Source organism: Rhodoplanes roseus (genome assembly GCF_003258865.1).
Classification (GTDB): Bacteria; Pseudomonadota; Alphaproteobacteria; order Rhizobiales; family Xanthobacteraceae; genus Rhodoplanes; species Rhodoplanes roseus.
The window spans coordinates 39,100-45,817 of the sequence record NZ_NPEX01000017.1; the positions used below are offsets into that span (position 1 = coordinate 39,100).

The 6,718-nt window shown below is 67.0% G+C and carries 6 protein-coding genes; 1 reads left to right on the forward strand and 5 read right to left on the reverse strand.

The genetic code is table 11. From position 1 onward, the window contains the following. Positions 1-115 precede the first annotated feature (115 nt). From CH341_RS04390 to galE, 3 genes are all read right to left on the reverse strand, one after another. Positions 116-988, reverse strand: coding sequence for a M23 family metallopeptidase (locus CH341_RS04390; RefSeq protein WP_245430875.1), 873 nt, complete (start codon positions 986-988; stop codon positions 116-118). A 157-nt stretch (positions 989-1,145) separates the two neighbouring features. Then, the gene (locus tag CH341_RS04395) at positions 1,146-1,817 is read right to left on the reverse strand and encodes a ParA family protein (RefSeq protein WP_111417812.1); all 672 of its coding nucleotides are present in this window, start codon (positions 1,815-1,817) and stop codon (positions 1,146-1,148) included. Positions 1,818-1,991: 174 nt separating this feature from the next. Then, positions 1,992-2,984: a UDP-glucose 4-epimerase GalE gene (gene galE, locus CH341_RS04400; protein ID WP_111417813.1), complete on the reverse strand. Its 993-nt coding sequence runs from the start codon at positions 2,982-2,984 to the stop codon at positions 1,992-1,994. 218 nt (positions 2,985-3,202) lie between these two features. Between galE and CH341_RS04405 the strand changes: the two genes are divergently transcribed. Further along, positions 3,203-4,180 carry an NAD-dependent epimerase/dehydratase family protein gene (locus CH341_RS04405; RefSeq protein ID WP_111417814.1) on the forward strand — a complete coding sequence of 326 codons (978 nt, stop codon included), beginning with the start codon at positions 3,203-3,205 and terminating at the stop codon, positions 4,178-4,180. 127 nt (positions 4,181-4,307) lie between these two features. Here the strand turns inward: CH341_RS04405 and fcl are convergent, their stop codons facing one another. Next, positions 4,308-5,273, reverse strand: a complete 966-nt coding sequence (gene fcl / locus CH341_RS04410; RefSeq protein ID WP_111417815.1) for a GDP-L-fucose synthase — start codon at positions 5,271-5,273, stop codon at positions 4,308-4,310. Positions 5,274-5,364: 91 nt separating this feature from the next. Then, positions 5,365-6,621 carry a hypothetical protein gene (locus tag CH341_RS04415; RefSeq protein ID WP_146604368.1) on the reverse strand — a complete coding sequence of 419 codons (1,257 nt, stop codon included), beginning with the start codon at positions 6,619-6,621 and terminating at the stop codon, positions 5,365-5,367. Positions 6,622-6,718: the final 97 nt, after the last annotated feature.

Here is a 6,718-nt window from a genome sequence, read left to right on the forward strand (position 1 = left end):
ACCATCGACAATCAACCTGGGATGTCGCCTCCCGGCGCGTGACGTCGCAGGATGAATGAATGATACGGCGACATGTTCCGCCCGACCGCGGCGGCTCGCGATCGCGTCGCGAGGTCTACGGCGCGAGGCGCGTGTCGAACCGGTGCTCGACAGCGATCCGGCCGTCGCGCTGGACCGTGTAGGTCGCCGTGTAGGCCCCTTCCCGCCATGGTTCGACGGTGCGCCGCCTTCCGGCGAACAGGAGAGACTGCGCCTTGTCGCGGTCGAGCGCTTCGGCCGTGTTGTCGACCAGGATCTCTCCGTCCGGTCCCAGCACGGTGATGCGCTGTACATCTCCGGCGCGAAGTCCGATCGCACGGACATAGGCGACGAGAACCGGCGAGACCGGGCGCAGTGGTGCATCGGCAATACTGCCGGCCTCGACCGCCTGCAGCGTCACGGGCGCACTGCTGAAGCCGGCATCGAGAACCACACCGGGCCGATACGCGACGTCTTCTTCCAACCCGGGCCGCCAGAGCGCCTGCCCGCCGCTGCACGCGCCCTCGGCCGCACCGAATGCGAACGGATCGACGGCCTTGCCGCGAAACCGGACGGTGAAGTGGAGGTGAGGAAACTCGGTCCGACCCGACATGCCGATGCGCCCGAGACGGGCGCCCGGCTCCACCTGGTCGCCCGACTTCACCGCCACGCTGCCGCGGGCCAGGTGACAGTACTGTGTCTCCCAGCCGGCACCATGATCCAGGGCGACGCCGTTGCCGCATTCGCGGCCCTGGAGTTCATTCTCCTTCGGCCGTCCCACCGTGTCGGCCATGCCGTCGCGCGTCCGAACCACGCGACCCTTCGCCGCCGCGACCACGTCCACGCCCGCCTCCATCTCACGCCGTGTCCGGACGCGGATGTCGGTTCCGTCGTGGCCGTCGTAAGCGCGCCGGCCACAGGCGTAGTCACGCACGTCCGGGCCCTTGTCATGATCGACGAAGTTCTGCACCACGCAGGTTCGACCGAGCGTACAGGCGACCGGCAGGACGAGCCGCGGCGGCTCGTCGGCCGAAGCCCCCCGAGCGACCGCGCACCACGACACCACGATCAGCAGGATCGCCCGGCGCAGCCGGCGGGAACTCGGCGACACCGTGCGTCCCCGTTCGTCAGGCATGCCTGACTTCCCGGGGCTTCGACCGGGTCACGCTTTCCAACGTATTGCAGAGCGCCTGAATGTCGCGGTCGGCCGGGCTCCCCGGCGCGAACTGGTTGACGGCGTGTCCGGTCGTGAAAGCACGGACGAAGGCCGTGCGGCTGCCGATCGGTGCGCAGACGGTCTCACCCGTGGCCTTCAACTCCTCGGAGATCTGCTGTCCCTCGAGCGTGCGCAGATCGACCCGGTTGGGGATGAGAATCACGCGCATCGCATTCGGACGCCTGCGACGCACCTCCTGGATGATTCCGATCGTCCTGAACGTGGCATCGAGATCGAGGCCCGACGGACCGCACGGCACCATCACGGTGTCGGCCAGCGCCACACAGGCGCCGAGCGCGCGATCGTTCGGCGCGGAGTCGATCAGGACCAGACGCGAGGTGACGCGCTGCAGCTGCGCGACCCAGGTCGGCACAGGCCGCTCGTCGAGCGGAATGCGCCAGACCGGAAATCCGAGCTTGCCGACCTCCGCCCAGCGGCAGGCCGACCCCTGCGGGTCGGCATCGACCAAAGCGAGCGCGGCGCCGCGCTTCCGCAGCTCGGACGCCACCGAGACGGCGATGGTCGTCTTGCCGACCCCGCCCTTCCCCTGCGCGAACGCGATCACATAAGGCTTGCCGGCCATCCGACCGATCTCGTGTGAAGGATGCGCGGTCAGCGGAACAGTCCGTGATGGTTGCTCGTCATGACGGTCGTATACCGTATCGCCCGCAGGCGGTTCCAGTCCAGCGGTCCAACTCGACGATCGCAGCGATGCGCGTCCTGCCATAGCGGCAAGGCCGCTTCGGCAAGGATGAGCTTATCGTCCGGCGGCGGCGGTCGCGAGCCTCTTCTGCCACTCCAGCGCGTGCTCGACGATCGTCTGCAGATCGTCGTGGCGCGGCTGCCATCCGAGCAACTCGCGGGCGCGATCGCAAGCCGCGACGATCGAGGCCGGATCGCCGGGCCGGCGCGGCGCCAGATCGACCCGGAAATCCACGCCCGCCACCCGCTTCACGGTCTCGATCACCTGGAGAACCGAGAAGCCCCTCCCGTAGCCGCAGTTCACCGTGACCGGCGCGCCCCCGGCCCGCAGGTAGCGAAGCGCATCCGCATGTGCAGCGACCAGATCCGACACGTGGATGTAGTCCCGCACGCAGGTGCCGTCCGGAGTTGCGTAATCCGTACCGAAGACGTCGATCTTGCCACGCTGGCCCAGCGCCGTCTCGACCGCGACCTTGATCAGATGCGTCGCGTTCTTGGTGGACTGGCCGGTCCGCAGCAGCGGGTCCGCACCCGCGACGTTGAAGTAGCGCAGCACCACGTGGCCGAGACCGTGCGCTGCCGTCGCGTCGCGCAGCATGATCTCCGTCATCAGCTTGGACGACCCGTAGGGCGACACCGGCGCCAAGACGTCGTCCTCCGCGACCGGAACGCGCGTCGGATTGCCGTAGACCGCGGCGGTCGACGAGAAAATGAAATGCTTCACACCACCTCGCACCGCGCATTCGATCATGCTGCGGGAATTCGCGGTGTTGTTGCGATAGTACTTCAGCGGCTCGGCGACCGACTCCGGGACCACGATCGAGGCCGCGAAGTGGATGATCGCGTCGACCCCGTGCTCGGCGATCAGCCGCGACACCAGCCCGGCATCGCCCGTGTCGCCTTCCACCAGAGGCACCTCCCGCGGAACGGAGGAACGGAACCCGGTCGACAGATTGTCGAGGACCACGACCCGCTCTCCGGCGTCCACCAGGGCGTGTACCATGTGGCTGCCGATATACCCGGCGCCGCCGGTCACGAGAATGCTCATCCGTTCTCGACCTCGATCATGAATGCTGGATACGTGCACCATCGAGCGCACGACGCGCCGGGGGGTGCAGTTCCCGACCACATACCAAATCCGCTCTTGCGCGACGATCTCACACTATCACCAATCGAACCATGTTATGTTATTGATGATGCGAAGCGTGTCTTTACCGACACACCAGCGTACGGACGATGCCGGGCGCCCGACGAAACGGAGCGAGGATGGTCAGAACTGCAGTCGTGTGCGGGGCCGGCGGATTCATCGGCAGTCACCTCGTCAAACGGTTGAAACGCCAAGGCTATTGGGTCCGGGGCGTCGACCTCAAGACGCCCGAGTTCGACCCCACGGCGGCCGACGAGTTCCGCCGGCTCGACCTTCGTGACCCCGACCAGTGCATCGAGGCGTTGCGGACTCCCCGCGGGATCCCGAACGAGGTGTATCAGCTCGCCGCCGACATGGGCGGCATGGGATTCATCCACAGCGCCGAGTGCGAGATCATGCACAACAATGTGCTGGTCAACGTCCACATGACGCATGCGGCGGCCCGCCTCGGCGTGCCGCGCTATTTCTATTCGTCCTCGGTCTGCGTCTATCGCGACATGGCGACCGGCGAGCCAGAGATGACCGAAAGCGGCGCCTATCCGGCGCAACCGGACAACGAGTACGGCTGGGAGAAGCTCTATTCCGAGCGTATCGCGCTGGCCTATGCGCGGCGATACGGAATGCAGGTCAGAATCGCCCGCTTCCAGAACTGCTACGGCCCCGAAGGAACCTGGCAGGGTGGCCGCGAGAAGGCGCCGGCCGCGATCTGCCGCAAGGTCGCCCGCGCGGCGGACGGCGGCGAGGTCGAGGTCTGGGGCGACGGCTCGGCGATCCGCAGCTACACCTTCGTCGACGACATGGTCGATGGAATTTTCCGCCTCACGCAATCGGACCTGGAGGGGCCCGTCAACATCGGGAACCCCGAATACGTCACGGTGGACGAGTTGGTGACGGCAGCCGCCGAGATCGCCGGCAAGCGCATCCGCATCCGCCATGTCGACGGTCCTGTCGGGGTGCAGTCGCGCAACTTCAGCAATCGCCGAATCGAGTCGCTCGGCTGGCGCGCCCAGTGGCCGCTGCGGCGCGGTCTCGCCGCGACCTATCCGTGGATCGCATCGCAGGTTGCGATGATGCAGCGAGAGAGCGTCATGCCCTGACGGCAGGGACAAGAGGACGACAGCACGGCCGTCTCGGCAGCCGCGAGGCGGGGGTCGCCACCGGCGATGGGGCCGCGCTGTCGCCTCCCGTCACGCGGCGCTCCGGATTTCGTCCTGAGCACCGCAGTCACGCATCCACCGGGACCGGAGCCCTCGACGACTTCACAAACCAGGCGACCGTCGACCGGATCCCCTCCTCGAGTGAGATGCGCGGGCGCCAGCCGAGCGCGGCCAGGCGTGCCGAGCACATCAGCTTGCGCGGGGTGCCGTCGGGCTTGGTCGGGTCGGTGACCACGCGGCCTTCGAAGCCGACGGTCGCGGCGACCAGCTCCGCGAGTTCGCGAATCGTGACGTCGACGCCGGAGCCGACATTCACATGAAGATCACCCGAATAGGTCTTCAGGAGGTGCACGAGCGCGTCCGCGCAATCGTCCACGTGAAGAAACTCCCGGCGCGGCGTTCCGGTCCCCCAGATCACCAGGTCGCGGTCGCCGCGTTGGCGCGCCTCCCAGGCCTTCCGGATCAAGGACGGCAGCACGTGGCCGTTCGAGAGATCGAAACTGTCACCCGGCCCGTAGAGGTTCGTCGGCATCGCGGCGATGTAATCGCGGCCGTGCTGACGCCGATAGGCCTGGGTGAGCTTGATGCCCGCGATCTTCGCGACGGCGTACCACTCGTTGGTCGGCTCCAGCGCCCCGGTGAGCAGCGCCTCCTCGGTGATCGGCTGGGGCGCCCCCCGGGGATAGATGCAGGACGAGCCGAGATAGAGCAGTCGTTGCACGCCGATGCGATGTGCCGCCTCGACGACCGTGGTGGCGATGGCGAGATTGCGGTAGATGAAGTCGGCCGGATAGGAGCTGTTGGCCAGGATCCCACCGACCTTGGCGGCGGCCAGGACGATCACGTCGGGCCGCGCCGCGCGGAGCCAGTTCTCCACGTCGACCTGTCGGGTGAGGTCGACGACGGCCCGGTCCGCCGTCAGCACCGTGCAGTGCTCGCTCGCCAGCCGCCTCACCAGCGCGGATCCGACCATGCCGGCGTGGCCGGCGACCCATATTCGTGTTCCGACGAGGGAGTGGCTGCTGTCCAGCATGGCCGGGGGATTCCGTCACTGCGATAACACGACTATATCATTATTATCACTTTTATCATCACGAGCCCTGCACTGCAACGCGAAGAATGCGCTACGACCGCGCGTCCGGAGATGTCGCGCGACGTCCCAGCCAGCAGGAGAAGCTGCGGCATCCGATCAGGGCGATCCGGTCCCGGACATCGGTGACGAGGACGCCGGGTGCCAACCTGAAATCCAGGCGCGCGGACGTCGCACTTCCGGGACGGTCGGGCGCGGCGAGTTGAACGACCACGATGTTTCCGAGCACGACCAGGCCGAGCAGCACCCAGCCGAAGACCGGAGGCCGGCCACGCGACGCGACGCCGAACAGCACAAGCCCGAAGGCGAGCGCCGGGAGCAGGTAACTGGTCTCGATCGGATAGCGCAGATAAAGCGACCCCACCCCCGCGGCGACACCGGCCGCCGCGAAACACAGCCGGCGCTCCGCCCCCGTGGTGCGCACCAGCCCCGCCACGTCACTCCACCAGAGAACCACGAGCGCAGCAGCAAAAAGGGTGGCGGGCAGCCCGAGAAGTCCCAGAGGCTTGTAGAGCACGCGGCCGAGCCACATCGTGGCCGACCACATCTCCTCCGGCCCGGCATGCGCCTGCAGGAACGACAGGTTCCGACCCGAGACCATCCATGATGCGACATAGAGCGAGCCGCCCAACAGGATGCACACGGTCGCACCGATCGCTGTCTTGTAAAGCGAACGTCGATCCGGCCCGGAGAGGAACAGAGCCGCGAACGCTCCGAGCATCGGGAAAACCGAGCCGAGCCGAAACCAGAGCGCCATCGCGCCGAACAGCCCGGGCAGCAGAGGACGTTCCAGCAAGGCGGCCTCGACCGAGACGATCACTGCGAGAAGGGCATAATTGTAGTCGATCGCGCTGGTGGAGGCCGCCAAATACCACGGATTCAGAGCCAAACAGAGCAGGAGCGGCACGCGCCAGGAAATCGGCACCGGTTCGGCGAGGCGCCACAGACGCCACAGCACCATGGTCGAGACGGTGAGCGTGGCCAGATTCACGGCCGACGCGCCCCCGAGACGATCGAGCAAAAAGACGAGCAGCTCGTAGAGCCAGTAGCCGGGATGCCGCGACATCGTGGGCACGCCCTCGACCCAGGTCGAGAGACCGGCGTCGAGCATCAGGTAGGAGTCGTTGTCTGCTCCATACCCGAGACGACACAATGGCAGCCCGACGAGAAGAAACGGAATCAGGACGGCGAGGAGCGCCCGGTCCTCTCTCCCGGCACACGGATCAGACGTCGCCCTCGATCCGGCCACGCCGTGTGCGGCTGCGGCCGCACGGCCCGTCAGCGACGTCACTGATCGACGTCCACGACTCTTTTGAGGTATGCGCCGTAGTTTGTCTTTTCGTATCGCTTGGCGAGACGGAGGAGGGTTTCGGCGTCGATGAAGCCCT